Source organism: Gluconacetobacter brunescens (assembly GCF_048695475.1).
Lineage (GTDB): Bacteria > Pseudomonadota > Alphaproteobacteria > Acetobacterales > Acetobacteraceae > Gluconacetobacter.
Window position 1 is genome coordinate 433,951 of record NZ_JBLHEN010000002.1, and the last position, 13,916, is coordinate 447,866.

The following is a 13,916-nucleotide window of genomic DNA, read 5'->3' on the forward strand; positions in this document are numbered from 1 at the left end:
GTCCCGGAACGGCGGGATATTTTTCCCCCGTACCGATCCAGGGGCTCCAATGCAGATCTTCACCGCCGGGCAGACCGCCAGCCTCCTCCCCTTCCCCGAACTGGTCGATACCCTGCGGGATGTCGTGCGCGATTACGCCGCCGGCGGCATCCTGTCGCCCGAGCGGATGGTCATCGACACGACGGATGCCGGCGGCCACCTGCTCTGCATGCCCTCCATCGCCAGCGACATTATGGCGACCAAGCTGATCACCATCTTTCACGGCAACAAGGCGCTGCCCGTCATCCAGGGGCAGGTAACCTGCTGCGACGCGCGTGACGGCGCCTTCCTGTTCACCCTCGACGGGCCCGAGACCACGGGGCGCCGCACCGCCGCGATGTCGATGCTGGCCATCCGCCTGCTGCAGCGCACCCCGCCACGCCACGTCCTGATCATCGGTACCGGCACGCAGGCCAAAGGCCATATCAACGCGCTGCGCACCCTCCATCCCGAGGCCGCCATCCGGGTGCGCGGCCGCAAACCGGCGGCGGTAAGCACCCTCTGCGCCACGCTGGACCCGACAGGCCACCATGTCCGTCCTGCAACCCCCGATGACGCCGAGGCCGCCGACATCGTCATCACCACCACCAGCAGCCACGCAATCGTCTATGACGCCGCCCCCCGCGCCGGCCGCCTGGTCATCGGCGTCGGCGCCTACCGGCCGGAAATGATCGAAATCGGCCCGAATCTGGTCCTGAACAGCCAGCTTTTCGTCGACGACCCGATCGGCGCACCCTCCGAAGCCGGCGACCTGATCCAGGCCGGCGTGGACTGGCAGAACGTCCACCCCCTCGCCACGGCGATCGACACCCCACCGCTCCCCGAAACGCCGGTCCTGTTCAAATCGGTCGGCTGCGCGGCATGGGATCTGGCCGCCTGCCGCCTCGCCCGCCGCCTCCTGGCGGAGAACGGCACCACAACCGCGCCCTAACTAACCGGCGTCGTTATAGCCGCCCTCTTCCACCGGGCCGCGCAACGCGCGCCAGGCAGAGAGGGCCCGCTCCCGCGCCGCCTCATGCACCACGATCGGTGCCGGATAGCCATCGACACCGCCCGCCAGCCACGGCGTATGGATTTCCGTATCAGACAGCCCGGCCAGCTCCGGCACCCAGTCGCGGATATACACGCCGGACGGGTCGAATTTACGCGACTGGATCAACGGATTCATCATCCGGAAGAAGGGCGCGGCCTCCACGCCGGTTCCGGCGACCCATTGCCAGTTCATGCCATTGCTGGCCGGGTCGTAATCAACCAGCGTGCGCGCAAACCAGCGCTCACCCTCCCGCCAGTCGACCAGCAGATGTTTCACCAGGAATGACGCCGCCACCATGCGCACGCGATTATGCATCCATCCCGTCCGCCATAACTGGCGCATCCCGGCATCCACGAGCGGATAACCGGTCCGCCCGCGCTGCCACGCCCGCACGGCATCCGGATCGTTTCGCCATGGCATGCCGTCGAATTCCGGGCGCAGATTACGCGACGCCAGATCGGGCCGCGCAAACAGCACCGACCACGCGAACTCCCGCCACCCCAGTTCCGCCATGAATTTCGCAAGCCCACCCGATGCCGGCCGCGCCACAGCCGCCTGCCGCACCTGCGCGGGCGTAACATGGCCCCAGCGCAGAAAGGGCGAGAGGCCAGAGGTCGCCGGCCGCGCGGGAAAATCCCGATCCCGCGCGTATTCGTCCAGCGCCCCATCCAGAAACTGCGCCAGCCTCTCCCGCGCCGACGCCTCGTCAGGCCGCCAGGCCTCCTCCAGCCCGTCCGTCCAGCCGGTCGCCCGCATTTCCCGCCCAACCGTACCGGCCTCCATCACCGGCGGCAGCCCGGACCGAGCCGGCGTGGCAAACGCAATCCTCTCCGGCGCCGGAAGCGGCGGCCGTTCATGCCCGGCCTGGCAAGCCGCGCGCCAATAAGCGCCGAAGACATGATAAGGCTGCCCCGTCCGGGTGCGGATCGTCCACGGTTCATGCAGCAGGGCGCCTGGGAAGCTCCGCACGGAGGTTCCCCCCGCCTTCAGCAGCGCTTTCAGCCGCGTATCCGTCTCCCGTCCATCGGGGTCGTAACGCCGGTTCCAGAACACCGCCCGCGCCCCGGTCGCCGCGACCAGCGCCGGCAGAACCTGGCTCGCCGGCCCGCGAAACACATGCAGCGCCCCGCCAGTCTGCCGCAGATCGGCATCGAACAGTTCCAGCGCCCGGCCCAGCCACCAGCGCACCGCATCCTGCTCCGCCGCCTCGTCCAGAATATACACGCACAGCACCGGCGCCCCGGTTTCCACCGCCGCCGTCAGCGCCGCATTATCCGCCCGGCGAAAATCCTGCCGAAACCAGACGATCACCGGGGAAGTCACAACGATCCGATCCTTTCGGGCCAGCACATCCCGGACGAGCCCCAGCCCGCCCGGTCGGCCACCCGATCAGATACCAGCCTCTACAACGCTTTCAAACCCGTATCGATCTTTTCCAGAACCTCGTCCGTCATCACGCCCCCCGAAAATTTCGCCAGCGTCTTCAATGACAGCCCCTTCGCCATCCCGATCTGCGGATGTCTGGAAAAACCGGGAAGAACGCCCTCGACCACCCCCTTGGCCTGCTCATCGGCCAGAATCTCACGCACGGTCGAGTTGATGGAAAACGACATTTCAGTCACCTTTCAGACGATATCGATCAGAATATGGTCCTGTTCTCTCCGGAAAAAAGAGAACGAGAAAACTTTCAAAAACATTCGGAATGCCCGATGCCCGTACCACGCGACGCCCCCTTGCCGGCCGCAACAGTCTTCACCATCGCAATTCATGCGTCCTACCCAGCGATATTCGGATCATCCGCGTTCAGCAAACGGCTTTCCTCCGCCAGAAGGGAGAGCGTATCCCGATATTCCTGCTGCAGCCGCGCAATCAATGTCGCGGCCGGCACGACGGCATCGACCGCCCCGATCCCCTGCCCCGCCCCCCAGATATCCCGCCAGGCCTTCGCCCCGCCAGAAAAGCTGGACACGTCCATCCGTGACGGATCGGACAAGGCAAGCGCCTCCGGGTCAAGCCCGGCCGCACGAATGCTCGGGGCCAGATAATTGCCATGCACACCGGTAAACAGGTTGGAATAGACGATGTCTCCAGCAGAGGACTCCACGATCATCTGCTTGTAGCGCGGATCGGCCGCCGCCTCCTCCGTCGCAATGAACGCCGAGCCGATATAGGCCAGATCGGCCCCAAGCGCCCTGGCCGCGACGATCGCCTGGCCGTTCGCGATGGCGCCCGAGAGCGCGAGCGGCCCATCGAACCACGCCCTGATTTCCTGCACCAGCGCGAAGGGCGATTGCGTTCCAGCATGTCCCCCCGCCCCGGCGGCCACCGCGATCAGCCCGTCCGCCCCGCGCGCCACCGCCTTCCGCGCGAACGCATCGGTGGTCACATCATGCAGGACGATCCCGCCATAGGCATGGACCGCATCATTCACCTCCGGCCGCGCCCCGAGCGACGTGATGACGACAGGCACCCGGTATTTCACCACCAGCGCCAGATCCTCTTCCAGCCTGGCATTGCTGCGATGGACGATCAGATTGACGGCAAACGGCGGATCCCCGGCGCTCAGGGACGATGTCAGGCGGCGCAGCCAGTCTTCCAGAACCGCTGCCGGCCGCGCATTGAGCGAAGGAAACGACCCCACTACCCCGGCCCGGCAACAGGCCAGGACGAGTTCCATCGTCGAAACCAGAAACATGGGCGCGACGATGGCCGGCAATGCCAGCCTGCCCTGAAAGGATATCGGCATAGACATGGCGCCCTCCCGACCGCGCCCGCCCGCATCGCGGCGGCTATCGCGGCAAGAAATTCTAACATTTGTTAGCCCTTCACTACGCCACCAGCCGATCCCCGTCGAGACGCAAACGCATTCCCCGCCATCACGGATGGTTGAGGGCACAAAACCTTATGAAGCCTACGGAAAATGACAAATATCCCAGCAAATCCTGTAGTCTTCCGGAAGCAGGCCCGATAGGCTGGAACGAAGAAAGTCTGGAACCGACCGAGCATGACGTCATCGCGCACGCCACCGAACAGAAAAACCCGGGCACCAGCCGGCGGGGCCATTCTCTCCGCCATGCGCGCGCTCCCCTTCAGCCCGAATGCCGATGAAACCGGCGCGCAGGCCGAACGGCGGCAGGAAATTCTCGAAGCCGCCGCCCAGCTTTTCGCCGAACGCGGCTACAAGGCCACCTCAATCCGCCAGATCGCCGATGCGGCGGGCATGATGGCCGGATCGCTCTACTACCATATCGAGTCGAAGGAATCGCTCTTCGTCGAGATCCACAACCGCGCGCTCGATGCGGCAGCCAGCAGGATCTTCTCCGCCATCGCCCCCCACACCGCGCCGTGGGCGCGGCTCGAGGCCGCCTGCACGGAGTTGCTGGATATCCAGCTCAGCCTCACCTCCATCACCCTGCCGATGATGAACAGCATCGTCTCGGCACCGCCGGACGTGCGCGACGCGCTGGTCAAGAAGCGCGACGAGTTCGAATCGATCTTCCGCAACATCATCGACGATCTGCCGCTTCCCGCGACGATCGACCGCGACATCTACCGCATCCTGCTTCTGCGCGCCCTCAACACCGCGAACGACTGGTATCGCAGCGGCCGCATGTCCCACAGTCAGATCGCCCACCAGATCTTCACGATTTTCAAACATCAGGCCGAATCAGAAGCCGATACCGTCGCTCGTCCCCAAACACGCAGCCGATCCGGGGCACCGCGCCGCTCACGGCCGGCGCGCGGAACCACTACGCCAGCCTCCACGGAGATATGATCAGGAGCGATCGCATTCGTTCTTTTTTGAAAAAAAGAACCAAAAAACTTTAATCCGTTCCGGAGCCTTGTGCTGGGAACACACGATGTCCCGAAACGAATAAAAGTCTTTGGGGCTGGCATAGGTAAGCCGACAGAGGCTTGATATGTCGCATGAAACTACGTCGCCGCAGCCGCCTACCTGTCGGCACCCAAAAACGGCTCCTGGAGCACTTCGTTGCTGGCACGCCGGCGCGCAGTGCTGCAGAACTCGTGGGCGTCAATCGCAATACGGCAACACTATTTTATCGCAAATTGCGTGAGACGATCGCAGAACAGATCGCCCATGAGGCACCCATCGAGGGTGAGGTCGAAGTCGATGAAAGCTATTTCGGCGGACACCGCAAAGGCAAGCATGGTCGAGGCGCTGCGGGAAAGGTTGCAGTCTTTGGCCTGCTCAAACGTCGCGGTCGGGTCCACGCCGTGATGATACCCAACGCCGGCCATAAGACGCTCATGCCGATCATCAGGGAGAAAGTTCAGGCTGATTCAATTGTCTATAGCGATTCATGGCACGCATACGACAAACTCGATGTCTCGGAGTTCCATCATTATCGCATCCATCATGGCACGCGCTTCGCTGACGGCACGAACCATATCAACGGCATCGAGAATTTCTGGAGCCAGGCCAAGCGTCACTTGCGTCGATACAACGGAATACCACGGAAAGACTTTCATCTCTTCCTCGCGGAATGCGAATGGCGCTTCAACTACCGCTCGCCCGCAAAGCTCGTGAAAATCCTCACCCAATGGGTTAACCTGCCACCACCGCGGTCCAGATAAATCGCTTACCTATGCCAGCCCCAAGTCTTTTTGCTTCTTTTTCTTCAGAAAAAGAAGGGACTTTCCTCAATTGACATTCCCCAGCAAGCCATCACGAAACCCGTCCGTCGGCGCCGCCTCGCTCAGCAGGGACTGAACAAGCCCCTTCCCGAAGCCCGGATCATCGATCGACACCACCACGGCACCGTTCCGCTGCATGCTGACCCCCTGATCCGTGACCAGGATAAGCTGGGCCTCCCCTCTTTTCGCGGCAGCCAGATGCGCGGTCAGCGCGGCAAAGGATGCCTCGTTCTGCGTGCTGCACGCATAGAGCTTGCAATAACGGGCATGAATCGACTCATACTCGTCCTTCACCCGCTCCAGCGAGGCATCATGAAGGAACTCGGTATAGAGGACCTTCGGATTCGGCCCTTCGGCAAGCGCCTTCCCATCCCGCCCAGGCGAGACCACATACAGGCCGGTCGCATAGCCATCGACCAGATGATAGAAGACACGAACGCCCACGCCATTGAGCTTCAGCGACGTCCCGCCGATCTTCAGATCCTCAGGGAACACGGCTCCCCTGATCTTCGTATCCGCATGACCAGCGGACGATGCAACCACCAGCCCGGTCATCAGGGCCAGACTGATACGCAATGACGACCTGCGCAATCCAGGCATAACGCGATCCTCCCCACGATGCCGGATACCGCCGCATGCGATATCCGAACCCGTCACCCCCATCACGGACGCGCAACCGCGCCGCCCCGGTTCGGAATAAACGGGAAACAAGTGTGAAACATAAAAACGCCAGCCAGACGCCACCCACGAGCGCAACCCGGATATCCGCGACAGGAATTGCCGGGCGTAACCCAGGGCCGCGTCAGCTCCGCATGAAAGCCCGCAGCAGCTTGCCGGTATCCAGCCGAAGCTCGGGATCGGGCGCCGGCCGTTTATAGACCCCGCTCGCCCGCGCGATCGGCTTGCCCTTCACCCGCGCCAGCCCCTGGACAAAGACGGCACTCCGCGTCACCCGCAGCACGTCGGCACTGAACCCGATCCAGTCATCCGGCAACCCGGGCGCCAGGAAATCGACAGACAACGACATGGTCGGCAGGATCGGCACCTGAAGATCGTGCTCGAACATCGCCGCCATGGCCATATATCCGTCGAAGACGGTGGCGATCATGCCCCCGTGGCACGTCCCCGCATGATTGCAATGCCGAGCCTCCACCGTAAAACCGGCCAGCAATCGCCCGTCCGCCTCGGCCACGTCAAACCCGCCGATTATCGCGTCGAAGCCGGTTTCGTTGAGCACGGGCAGCGGACGAAAGCCCACCGGCGGCGTTTCAGACCCATGGACCATCACATTCTTCCCCAGAAAGCAGACAAACCCGACATGAGACGTCGTCCCACTCCCCATCGGAAGCGGAACGACACTCCCGTCAGAATGCGTCGTCGGCCAGCGCCATCATCGACGCCTTGCCCGCCTTGATTTTCAGATAAAGCGATGCCGATTCCGGAAGAACGCGATCATAGAAGAAGCGGGCCGAGGCGATCTTCGCACTATAGAACGCCTGGTCCGGCCCGGCGGCGAAGGATTTCGGCACCGCCACCGCCACTGTCCGCGCCCAGAGATAGGCCAGCGAAACCAGCCCGATCAGCCGCAGATAATCCGTCGCGGCGGCGCCGGCTTCCTCCGGGTCCTTCATCCCGCGCTCGGCAATCTGCCCGGTCGCCAGTTGCAGCGCGCCGAACGCGCGTTCCAGCCCGGTGACCATCTCGCCCAGCAGCGGATTCTCCTTGTTCTCCGCGATGAACGCCGCGATGGGGTGGAACAGCCCGCGCAGATTGCGCCCCATATGCGGCGGCAGCTTGCGCCCCACGAGGTCGAGCGCCTGAATCCCGTTCGTGCCCTCATAGATCATCGCAATCCGCGAATCCCGCACGAACTGCTCCACCCCATGGTCGGCGATATAGCCATGCCCGCCATAGGTCTGCACCGCCAGATTGGCCGATTCAAACCCCAGATCGGTGAACATCGCCTTGACCACCGGCGTCATCAGCGCCACGAAATCCTCGGCGTCGCGGCGCTCGCGTTCATCGGCGCCATGCTCCGCCACATCCAGCGTCATCGCCACCCACGCCCCCAGCGCCCGGCACCCTTCGGCATTGACGCGCATGGTCATGAGCATGCGCCGCACATCGGGATGCACGACGATCGGATCGGCCGGCAACGCCGGGTACTTGGCCCCCGCGAGCGACCGTCCCTGCAAGCGCTCCTTCGCATAGGCCACCGCACTCTGGTACGAGACCTCCGCAATCCCCAGCCCCTGGATGCCCACACCCAGCCGTTCGGCATTCATCATGGCGAACATCGCCTGCATCCCCTTGTGCGGGGCGCCGACCAGCCAGCCTTTCGCATCGTCGAACGCCAACTGGCAGGTCGCGGAGGCCTTGATGCCCATCTTGTGCTCGATGCCGGTGCATAGCACGCCATTGCGCTCGCCCGGCGTGCCGTCCTCGCGCACCAGGAATTTCGGCACCAGGAACAGGCTGATCCCCTTGATTCCGGCAGGCGCATCCGCCAGCCGCGCCAGCACCAGATGGATGATGTTCTCCGAGAGATCATGCTCCCCGGCCGAGATGAAGATCTTCGCCCCGCTCAGGCGATAGGTTCCATCCTCCTGCGGCACCGCCTTCGTGCGCAGCAGCCCCAGATCGGTGCCGCAATGCGCCTCGGTCAGGCACATGCTGCCCGACCACTCGCCGCTGATCATCTTCGGCAGATACTGCGCCTTCAGCTCTTCGGAACCATATTTACGCAACGCCACCATCGCACCGCCGGTCAGGCCCGGATACAGCCCGAAGGAGAGATTAGTCGCGCAGATCATCTCCGAGAGCATCATGCCGATCGTCTCGGGCAGCCCCTGCCCGCCATATTCCGGCGGCGCGGAGAGCGCCGACCAGCCCCCCTCGCAGAACTGCCGATAGGCATCACGAAACCCGTGCGGCGTGGTGACGACGCCATTCTCCAGCCGGCACCCTTCCCGGTCGCCCGACACGTTCAGCGGCAGCAGCACCTCGGAGGTGAATTTCCCGCCTTCCTCCAGTACCGTCTCCGCCAGGTCGGCATCGACTTCGGAAAATGCGTCCAGCGCCGTGAGCCGCGAGAAATCATGCAGCTCGGTCAGCACGAACTTCATGTCGCGGAGGGGTGGTGTATAGGTTTGCATCTCTCTGGTTCCCCTTGCGTCAGTTTCTGAGGGGCTTGCCGGTTTCGAGCATATGCTCGATCCGGTCCAATGTCGGAATGCTCCGGACCAGCTCGGCAAACGCCGCGCGTTCCAGCCCCAGCATGTCCTCCTCCGTCACGATCTCCGTCACATCGTGATCGCCACCAGTCAGGATAAAGGCCAGCTTGCCCGCGACCGTCACGTCGTGCGGCGTCGCGACCCCCTGCCGCGCCATGCCCTCCACCGCCATGTCGAGCGCCAGCTTGCCGCCCGCCCCCGCCAGACGGAATTCCGGCTTCGGCGGCGGCTGGTATCCCTCGACCAGCGACAGCGCCAATGCCTTCGCATCAGCCAGCAGCCGGTCGCGATTCATGGTGATGCCATCACGATCGCGCAGGATATGCATCCGCCGCGCCTCGGCCGCCGATTTCGACACCCGCGCGGTGGCGATCATCTCGAACACCTCGCGCGTCGGCGGCATCGGCCCTTTCGCCGCGCGCGGATCGGCCCGCAGGCGGTCCAGCATCTCGCCACAGCCCCCCCAGCCGGGGATCAGCCCCACACCGCATTCCACCAGCCCGATATAGCTCTCGGCATGAGCCTGAATGGCGTCGGCATGCAGCACGATCTCGCACCCACCGCCCAGCGCCATGCCGGCAGGCGCCGCCACGACCGGGAAGGGGGCATATTTCAACGCCTTGTAAACGCTCTGCCCACGTGAGACGAGTTTGCCGATCTCCCCCCACGCCGCCATGTTGGCCGCAAAGGCCGCCAGGCCCAGATTGGCACCGGCCGAGAAATGGGCCGCGTCCGAATACAGAACCAGCGCCTTGAAATGCTCCCCGACATGGGCAACGGATTTTTCAAGGATCGCCATCACGCTCTCGTCGAACGTGTTCATCTTGGTCGTGATCTCGAAGCACGCCACCCCGTCGCCGATATCCCACAGCGCGCCCGACCTGCTCGACAGCACCGGCTTGCCACGCTTGCGGAAATCCCCAAGCAGGATCACCCCTTCGGGCCGCGCCACCGGATGCCAGGCGCCATCCACGCCAAAGGCCTGGGTCGCGCCGTCCCGATCCTGATAGAACCGCCCGTCCCCCACCGCCTCGATCAGCGTCGGTACCGCGATCCCTTCCTGGCGCAGCAACCCCGCCAGCTTCGCCGCCCCGATCTGGTCGATCAGCGCAAAGGGGCCTTTCTTCCAGTTGAAGCCAAGCTCCATCGCCCGGTCGACGCCCACGATATCGTCCGAGATCTCGGGCACCAGCGACGCCGCATAAGCCAGCGTCTCGCCCATCACCGTGCGCGCATAGGCACCGAACCGGTCACCGGAAGCCAGCAATCCGGCAGCATCCCCAGCCCCCGCCGGCAGCGAAAACCGTTCGGAGAGCGCATATTCACCGGTCGCGAGATCGATCGATTCCTTGACCTTCCCGCCACCCGCCTTGTTGATGCGGTAGAAGCCCCCCTTGCCCTTGCGGCCGGTATACCCCCCCTCGATCATCTTCGCGATCAGCGGCAGATCCTCGGCGAAGGCATGATACCGGTCCCCGGGCGCCAGCAGCGACTTCATGCTGGCCGAGATATGCGGCATCAGGTCGATACCCACCAGATCCAGCAGCCCGAACACGCCGGTCTTGGGAATGCCGAACGGCCGGCCGATGATGGTATCGACCTGCTCCACCGTCAGCCCGTGATCCACCGCCACCCGCGCCGCCGCCTGCATCCAGAACGTGCCTATGCGGTTGGCGATGAAGCCCGCCGTATCCTTGGCCCGCACCACGGTCTTGCCCAGCCACCGGTCGCAGAAATCCGAAACGGCGGCGACATGCGCTGGATCGGTCGCCGGCCCGGCCACGACCTCCAGCAGCCGCATGTAGCGCGGCGGGTTGAAGAAATGGGTAATCAGGAAATCACGCGTGAAGCTTTCCGGCATCCCCTCCACCAGCCGCGCCAGCGGAATGGTCGAGGTATTCGACGAAACCGGCGTTCCGGGCCGCCGCACCCCATCCAGGCGGCGATACAGCGCCTGCTTGAGGTCCAGCCGCTCGATGATCACCTCGACCACCCAGTCGCAGTCGGCCACGCGGGGCAGATCGTCGTCGATATTGCCGGTCGCGATCAGCTTCGCCGCCGCCGGGTCCATGAAGGGCGCCGGATCGGTCTTCAGCGCCTTGGCGATCGCGCCATTGGCCAGCGCATTCGGGTCCGCCCCATCCGCCTTGCGGTCGAGCAGCAGCACCGGCACCCCGGCATTGGCGATCTGGGCGGCGATCCCCGCCCCCATCACGCCGGAGCCGATCACGCAGACGCGGGAGAAGACCGGCCGTGCGCCGCCCCCCCCGCCCGATGTCACATCCTGGGTCATCAGATGCGCTCCAGAACCGTGGCGATGCCCTGCCCACCGCCGATGCACTGCGTGGCCAGCGCGTAGCGCGCGCCCTCACGCTCCAGAAGCTGCGCCGCCTTGCCGACGATCCGCGCCCCCGTGGCACCCAGCGGATGGCCGAGCGCGATCGCGCCGCCATCGATGTTCAGCGTCGCATCCCGCACGCCAAGTTCGCGGGCGCAGGCGATCGACTGCGACGCAAAGGCCTCGTTCAGTTCAACGACGCCCACATCCTCGATCGTGATCCCCGCCCGCTCCATCGCCTTGCGCGAGGACAGGATCGGCCCCAGCCCCATCACCTCCGGCGCGCAGCCGGAAATGGCGATCGAGCGGATACGCGCCAGCTTCAGCAGCCCCTTGCGGTCGGCATACGCCTCCGAGCAGACCAGCACCGCGGCCGCCCCGTCGGTCAGCGGCGAAGACGTTCCCGCCGTCACCGTGCCCTCGGCCGCGTCGAAAGCCGGCTTCAGCCCGGCCAGCCCTTCTGCCGTGGTATCCGGACGGGGGCAGCCATCGGCCGAGACCACGCCATCACGGGTCTGGATCGGCACGATCTCCGCCTCCAGCCGGCCCGCCGCGATCGCGTCGCGGGCACGCGCCTGGCTGCGCAGCGCGAACTGTTCCTGCTGGTCGCGGCCGATCTCATATTGCCGCGCGACATTCTCGGCGGTGATACCCATGTCCATATAGGCGCCGGGCCGCTTCTTGTAGAGCGCCGGATTGGGCAACGGGTTGAACCCGCCCATCGGAATGCGCGTCATGCTCTCCACGCCCGCGCAGATAAAGGCCTCCCCGGCCCCCATCCGGATCGCCCCGGCCGCCATATGGACCGACTGCATCGACGACCCGCAGAACCGGTTGACCGTCACCCCACCGACCGAAAGCGGCAGATCGCTCAGCAGCGCCACGATCCGGCCCAGATTGAAACCCTGCTCTCCTTCCGGGAACGCACAGCCAAGGATCAGATCCTCGATCTCCTCCGGCGCAACTCCCGTGCGCTCCACCAGCCCACGCACGACCTGGGCGGCGATGTCGTCAGGGCGTGTCCTGACGAACTGCCCCTTGCGCGCGAGCTGAAACGGCGATCGCGCATACCCTGCGATGACAACGGAATTCATGAATAGCGCTCCTGGCAATGCCTTCGTTCATTATGTCTAACGTTTGTTCGAACTGAAGGCGCGCATTGTGCCTCGCCTTGATAAGGGAACGACGCCGCTTCAGAAAAGACGCGTTGTCGTGATGACACAAGTCATTGATGCCACCCGCCGCCTCCGGGACAGAGCAAATCCATATAAATTACGATACATATCAATATATTACCTTCAACTCCCCACCCACTCGCCCGCCATTATCCTCCCAAAAATTAATACGAACGATCGTTAGAAATTTTTCCAGCCTGCCGACAATCCCCGGAAAAATCCCCGCCGCCAGACGCCGAATCGCCCTTGTTCTCGCCCATCAAGCGCAAACCCGCCCCCGATCTCAAATATGTGACGAAAAGACACACCAGGAACAATTCCTTTTCTTATCATCATTCTACGAAATCCCCCGCCACAAGCAGCCACCCTCACCACCCGGCATTGCCCTCACATCCCTACCTATCGACTGTTCGATAAAAATACGCCGCGATATACACTCCCCCTTGCTGAACGGTGCCACACCCATCAGATGCCGCTCCAGACGGCCGGCGCCAGAACGCAGGAGACACGTGCATGAGCCAACAGGACATCATGGAGTCCGCCGTCGCGATCATCCGCGCCCCATCCGCCCCGGCGACGGCGATCAGGCCGGAGCAGCCCCAGCGCACCCCGCTCAGGCGCCCGGCCGCGCGCGAGACCATCCATCCCCAGACCGAACGCAAGGCGTTCCGCATTCCCACCCCCGAGGTCCCATGAAAATCCTTGTCCCCATCAAACGTGTCGTCGATTACAATGTGAAGGTGCGCGTCAGGCGCGATGGCGGCGGTGTCGAGACGGCCGGCGTCAAGATGTCGATGAACCCCTTCGACGAAATCGCCGTCGAGGAAGCCCTGCGCCTGCGCGAAAAAGGCATCGCCAGCGAGATCCTGGTCGTCTCGATCGGCGTTCCCCAGGCCGCCGACACGTTGCGCACCGCCCTGGCCATGGGCGCCGACCGCGCCATCCTGATCCAGTCCGAGGAAAGCCCCGAACCGCTCGCCGTCGCCAAGATCCTGAACATCCTCGTCGAGCGGGAAAAGCCCGATCTCGTCATCCTCGGCAAGCAGGCGATCGACGACGACATGAACGCCACCGGGCAGATGCTCGCCGGCCTGCTGGACTGGCCGCAGGCCACCTTCGCCAGCCGCGTGGAGAAAACCGCGGACGGCCTCACCGTCACGCGCGAAGTCGATGGCGGCTCGGAAACCCTGGCCCTGGCACTCCCCGCCATCGTCACCGCCGACCTGCGCCTGAACGAACCGCGCTACGCCTCCCTGCCCAACATCATGAAGGCCAAGAAGAAACCGCTTGAAACCCTGGCGGCCGCCGATCTCGGCATCGACCTCACCCGCCGCCTCACCACGCTCGCGATAGCCGAGCCCCCGACCCGCAAGGCCGGCATCAAGGTCGGCAGCGTCGCCGAACTGGTCGAAAAACTCCGCAACGAAGCCAAGGTGATCTGA

13 protein-coding genes are annotated in these 13,916 nt (G+C 64.3%); 5 read left to right on the forward strand and 8 right to left on the reverse strand.

Features of this window, described 5'->3' with window-relative positions; all coding sequences use genetic code 11:
- Positions 1-49: 49 nt before the first annotated feature.
- Positions 50-970 (forward strand): delta(1)-pyrroline-2-carboxylate reductase family protein, encoded by a 921-nt coding sequence (locus ACMAUO_RS14210; protein ID WP_420357634.1) that lies wholly within the window; start codon positions 50-52, stop codon positions 968-970.
- Here ACMAUO_RS14210 and ACMAUO_RS14215 read toward each other — a convergent pair whose 3' ends face one another.
- The 3 genes from ACMAUO_RS14215 to ACMAUO_RS14225 all read right to left on the reverse strand — a co-directional run bounded on the left by ACMAUO_RS14215 (position 971) and on the right by ACMAUO_RS14225 (position 3,824).
- Complete coding sequence (locus ACMAUO_RS14215; RefSeq protein WP_420358274.1) at positions 971-2,401, reverse strand: cryptochrome/photolyase family protein; 1,431 nt, start codon at positions 2,399-2,401, stop codon at positions 971-973.
- A gap of 74 nt (positions 2,402-2,475) precedes the next feature.
- Positions 2,476-2,685, reverse strand: coding sequence for a hypothetical protein (locus ACMAUO_RS14220; protein ID WP_420357635.1), 210 nt, complete (start codon positions 2,683-2,685; stop codon positions 2,476-2,478).
- 161 nt (positions 2,686-2,846) lie between these two features.
- Positions 2,847-3,824 (reverse strand): NAD(P)H-dependent flavin oxidoreductase, encoded by a 978-nt coding sequence (locus tag ACMAUO_RS14225; RefSeq protein WP_420357636.1) that lies wholly within the window; start codon positions 3,822-3,824, stop codon positions 2,847-2,849.
- Positions 3,825-4,076: 252 nt separating this feature from the next.
- Here ACMAUO_RS14225 and ACMAUO_RS14230 point away from each other — a divergent pair, with 252 nt between their 5' ends.
- On the forward strand, positions 4,077-4,847 hold the full coding sequence (locus ACMAUO_RS14230) for a TetR/AcrR family transcriptional regulator (protein ID WP_420357637.1): 771 nt from the start codon (positions 4,077-4,079) through the stop codon (positions 4,845-4,847).
- Between the two features lie 152 nt (positions 4,848-4,999).
- The gene (locus ACMAUO_RS14235; RefSeq protein WP_420356546.1) at positions 5,000-5,668 is read left to right on the forward strand and encodes an IS1595 family transposase; all 669 of its coding nucleotides are present in this window, start codon (positions 5,000-5,002) and stop codon (positions 5,666-5,668) included.
- 66 nt (positions 5,669-5,734) lie between these two features.
- Here ACMAUO_RS14235 and ACMAUO_RS14240 read toward each other — a convergent pair whose 3' ends face one another.
- The 5 genes from ACMAUO_RS14240 to ACMAUO_RS14260 all read right to left on the reverse strand — a co-directional run bounded on the left by ACMAUO_RS14240 (position 5,735) and on the right by ACMAUO_RS14260 (position 12,393).
- On the reverse strand, positions 5,735-6,328 hold the full coding sequence (locus ACMAUO_RS14240; protein WP_420357638.1) for a chalcone isomerase family protein: 594 nt from the start codon (positions 6,326-6,328) through the stop codon (positions 5,735-5,737).
- A gap of 202 nt (positions 6,329-6,530) precedes the next feature.
- Positions 6,531-7,013: a PaaI family thioesterase gene (locus ACMAUO_RS14245; protein WP_420357639.1), complete on the reverse strand. Its 483-nt coding sequence runs from the start codon at positions 7,011-7,013 to the stop codon at positions 6,531-6,533.
- A gap of 79 nt (positions 7,014-7,092) precedes the next feature.
- Complete coding sequence (locus ACMAUO_RS14250; protein ID WP_420357640.1) at positions 7,093-8,883, reverse strand: acyl-CoA dehydrogenase C-terminal domain-containing protein; 1,791 nt, start codon at positions 8,881-8,883, stop codon at positions 7,093-7,095.
- A 19-nt stretch (positions 8,884-8,902) separates the two neighbouring features.
- Positions 8,903-11,254: a 3-hydroxyacyl-CoA dehydrogenase/enoyl-CoA hydratase family protein gene (locus tag ACMAUO_RS14255; protein ID WP_420357641.1), complete on the reverse strand. Its 2,352-nt coding sequence runs from the start codon at positions 11,252-11,254 to the stop codon at positions 8,903-8,905.
- Positions 11,254-12,393, reverse strand: coding sequence for a thiolase family protein (locus ACMAUO_RS14260; protein WP_420357642.1), 1,140 nt, complete (start codon positions 12,391-12,393; stop codon positions 11,254-11,256). The genes ACMAUO_RS14255 and ACMAUO_RS14260 overlap by 1 nt, the downstream gene beginning before the upstream one ends.
- Before the next feature lie 594 nt (positions 12,394-12,987).
- Between ACMAUO_RS14260 and ACMAUO_RS14265 the strand changes: the two genes are divergently transcribed.
- Together ACMAUO_RS14265 and ACMAUO_RS14270 are read left to right on the forward strand one after the other, a co-directional pair.
- The gene (locus tag ACMAUO_RS14265; protein WP_420357643.1) at positions 12,988-13,170 is read left to right on the forward strand and encodes a hypothetical protein; all 183 of its coding nucleotides are present in this window, start codon (positions 12,988-12,990) and stop codon (positions 13,168-13,170) included.
- Positions 13,167-13,916 carry an electron transfer flavoprotein subunit beta/FixA family protein gene (locus tag ACMAUO_RS14270; protein ID WP_420357644.1) on the forward strand — a complete coding sequence of 250 codons (750 nt, stop codon included), beginning with the start codon at positions 13,167-13,169 and terminating at the stop codon, positions 13,914-13,916. Before ACMAUO_RS14265 ends, ACMAUO_RS14270 begins: the two co-directional genes overlap by 4 nt.

Coding starts and splice junctions, on each gene's coding strand:
- ACMAUO_RS14210 (WP_420357634.1), top strand. CDS start 50: ATGCAGATCTTCACCGCCGGGCAGACCGCCAGCCTCCTCCCCTTCCCC.
- ACMAUO_RS14220 (WP_420357635.1), bottom strand. CDS start 2,685: ATGTCGTTTTCCATCAACTCGACCGTGCGTGAGATTCTGGCCGATGAG.
- ACMAUO_RS14225 (WP_420357636.1), bottom strand. CDS start 3,824: ATGTCTATGCCGATATCCTTTCAGGGCAGGCTGGCATTGCCGGCCATC.
- ACMAUO_RS14230 (WP_420357637.1), top strand. CDS start 4,077: ATGACGTCATCGCGCACGCCACCGAACAGAAAAACCCGGGCACCAGCC.
- ACMAUO_RS14235 (WP_420356546.1), top strand. CDS start 5,000: ATGAAACTACGTCGCCGCAGCCGCCTACCTGTCGGCACCCAAAAACGG.
- ACMAUO_RS14240 (WP_420357638.1), bottom strand. CDS start 6,328: ATGCCTGGATTGCGCAGGTCGTCATTGCGTATCAGTCTGGCCCTGATG.
- ACMAUO_RS14245 (WP_420357639.1), bottom strand. CDS start 7,013: ATGGTCCATGGGTCTGAAACGCCGCCGGTGGGCTTTCGTCCGCTGCCC.
- ACMAUO_RS14250 (WP_420357640.1), bottom strand. CDS start 8,883: ATGCAAACCTATACACCACCCCTCCGCGACATGAAGTTCGTGCTGACC.
- ACMAUO_RS14255 (WP_420357641.1), bottom strand. CDS start 11,254: ATGACCCAGGATGTGACATCGGGCGGGGGGGGCGGCGCACGGCCGGTC.
- ACMAUO_RS14260 (WP_420357642.1), bottom strand. CDS start 12,393: ATGAATTCCGTTGTCATCGCAGGGTATGCGCGATCGCCGTTTCAGCTC.
- ACMAUO_RS14265 (WP_420357643.1), top strand. CDS start 12,988: ATGAGCCAACAGGACATCATGGAGTCCGCCGTCGCGATCATCCGCGCC.
- ACMAUO_RS14270 (WP_420357644.1), top strand. CDS start 13,167: ATGAAAATCCTTGTCCCCATCAAACGTGTCGTCGATTACAATGTGAAG.